Source organism: Alphaproteobacteria bacterium, from assembly GCA_024244705.1.
Taxonomy (GTDB): Bacteria; Pseudomonadota; Alphaproteobacteria; order JAAEOK01; family JAAEOK01; genus JAAEOK01.
Window position 1 is genome coordinate 1 of the sequence record JAAEOK010000051.1, and the last position, 2,650, is coordinate 2,650.

2 protein-coding genes are annotated in these 2,650 nt (G+C 61.2%); both read left to right on the forward strand.

Annotated elements, in window-relative coordinates; all coding sequences use genetic code 11:
- Window positions 1-194: 194 nt before the first annotated feature.
- Window positions 195-557 (forward strand): STAS/SEC14 domain-containing protein, encoded by a 363-nt coding sequence (locus tag GY791_08445; protein ID MCP4328450.1) that lies wholly within the window; start codon window positions 195-197, stop codon window positions 555-557.
- Between the two features lie 221 nt (window positions 558-778).
- Window positions 779-2,035 (forward strand): transcription termination factor Rho, encoded by a 1,257-nt coding sequence (gene rho, locus GY791_08450; protein MCP4328451.1) that lies wholly within the window; start codon window positions 779-781, stop codon window positions 2,033-2,035.
- The last annotated feature ends 615 nt before the right edge of the window (window positions 2,036-2,650 follow it).

Sequence of the window (2,650 nt, forward strand, 5' to 3'; positions counted from 1 at the left end):
AAAACCGACCGTCCCGTAGGGTTTCCATCCGGCGGCCGGCCACGGCGTCAGCAAGCTTGCCCGATGCTTCGGCATCGCGCCGCACTTGCTTCCTGGTGGACCGGCACGCCGGATGAGAAACAGAATTGACTCGGAGTTCTTCGAAACTGCTCTAGGATCGGCCGGCGCGACGGTTCGAGACCAGGAGGTGTCCGATGATCGAGCTGCTTCCCCTGCGCGGCGACAACGTGGTCGGCATCCGCGCCTCCGGCACGCTCAGCGCCGACGATTACGAAACGGTGTGGATTCCGGCGTTAAGAAATGCGATCGCCGAGCATGGTGCGGTGCGGGCGTTGATGTTCATGGACGAGAGCTTCGAGGGCTGGTCGGCCGAGGCGATGTGGGACGACGCCAAATTCGGCTTGAACCATATCCGCGAGGTCGAAAGGATCGCCCTCGTCGGCGGGCCCGAATGGGTGCGCAAGGCGGGCCGCCTGATGGCTCATTTCATACCCGCCGAGGTCAGGATCTTCGACGCCGATGAGCTCGACGACGCCATTTCCTGGGTCGAGGCTTGATTCGTTGTTGCGAAAATCGAGTTTGACTCTTCGCCGTCGTTTCTTACATATGGCGTAGGGAACGCTTTCTGCGGCCCACTGTTTCAGAATACGACCTTCCTCAGACCTGCTGGACCCCGCATACAGCGTTCTCGCCCGTTCTGGGCAATTGCCGCGACCGCTAGATCAGCGGAACCCCGCGCCCTTAAAACCTTTCCCAATTCAACCGCGTCGCCAGGACCATGAACCTCCAGGAATTGAAAACCAAATCACCGGCCGATCTGTTGGCCTATGCCGAAGACCTCGAGGTCGAGAACGCCAGCACCCTGCGCAAGCAGGACATGATGTTCGCGATCCTCAAGAAGTTGGCCGAAGAAGAGATCCCAATCACCGGCGACGGCGTCATCGAAGTGCTGCAGGACGGTTTCGGCTTCCTGCGCTCGCCCGAGGCCAACTACCTGCCCGGGCCCGACGACATCTACGTCTCGCCGAGCCAGGTCCGCCGCTTCAGCCTGCGCACCGGCGATACGGTAAAGGGGCAGATTCGCGCGCCCAAGGACGGCGAGCGCTACTTCGCCCTGCTCAAGATCGGCGAGATCAATTTCGGCCCGGTCGAGGATGTGCGCCACCGCATCAACTTCGACAATCTGACGCCGCTCTATCCCGACGAACGGTTGACGTTGGAGATCGATGATCCGACCCTCAAGGACCTGACCACGCGGATCGTCGATATCATCAGCCCGATCGGCAAGGGCCAGCGCGCGCTGATCGTGGCCCCGCCGCGCACCGGCAAGACGGTGATGCTGCAAAACATCGCCCACGCCATCGCCGCCAACCACTCGGAATGCTACCTCATCGTGCTGCTGATCGACGAACGGCCCGAGGAAGTGACCGACATGGACCGTTCGGTCCAGGGCGAGGTCATCAGCTCGACCTTCGACGAACCGGCGACGCGCCATGTCCAGGTCACCGAGATGGTGCTCGAAAAGGCCAAGCGCCTGGTCGAACACAAGCGCGACGTGGTGATCCTGCTCGATTCGATCACCCGCCTCGCCCGCGCCTACAACACGGTGGTGCCGAGCTCGGGCAAGGTGCTGACCGGCGGTGTCGACGCCAACGCCCTGCAGCGGCCGAAGCGCTTCTTCGGCGCCGCCCGCAACATCGAGGAAGGCGGCTCGTTGACCATCATCGCGACGGCACTGGTCGATACCGGGTCGCGCATGGACGAGGTCATCTTCGAGGAATTCAAGGGCACCGGTAATTCGGAAATCATCCTCGACCGCAAGCTCAGCGACAAGCGCGTGTTCCCGTCGATCGACATCACCAAGTCGGGCACCCGCAAGGAGGAGCTGCTGGTCGACAAGGGCGTGCTGTCGAAGATGTGGGTGCTGCGCCGGATCCTGATGCCGATGGGGGTCACCGACGCGATGGAGTTCCTCATCGACAAGCTCAAGGAATCGAAGACCAACTCCGATTTCTTCGAACAGATGAATCAATAACGGCCCGCAAACACCGGGATGGCATTGGGTCGGCGGTGTCTGCGGCTCGGTTTTGTAGATGACGAGCAAAGGGATGGCTGAGCCGGCCATGCGCGCGGCTCGGTCTCCGAGAATCGACAAACACCAGGATGGCATTGGCTCGGCGGTGTCTGCGATTCGGTCATTGCGACTACCCCTCACCCCGACCCTCTCCCTCAAGGGGAGAGGGGGATCGATTGTACATACCTCAGCGTCCCTCGCCCCAGCGGGGAGAGCGATGCGCAGGCTCGGCGCGACCCTGTTCTGAGTCACGCCTAGCCGAAGCTGGGTGCGGGGGTTGTGCGCATCCGCTCGTCATCCCGAGCGTGCTGGACCGCATCGGCGACAACGATAATGGCGCTTGTTCTGGATAGTCGGCGTCTTAGCTGTAATCCAGGAAGCCGGCGAAGCGGTCGAAGGTGCGGAAGCTGTCAGCCGAATACCCTATTTGTACATGTTATACCAAGTCTCTGTGAGTGGGACTCATATAGGGGCTTTCCGGAACGGTGTTTTTCTGATTCAAGATGGCAAACGGATGGAGGTTTGCCATGGGTTCTCCGGTTTCACTTCGAGACGATTTTGGTGCGGCCGGACTTC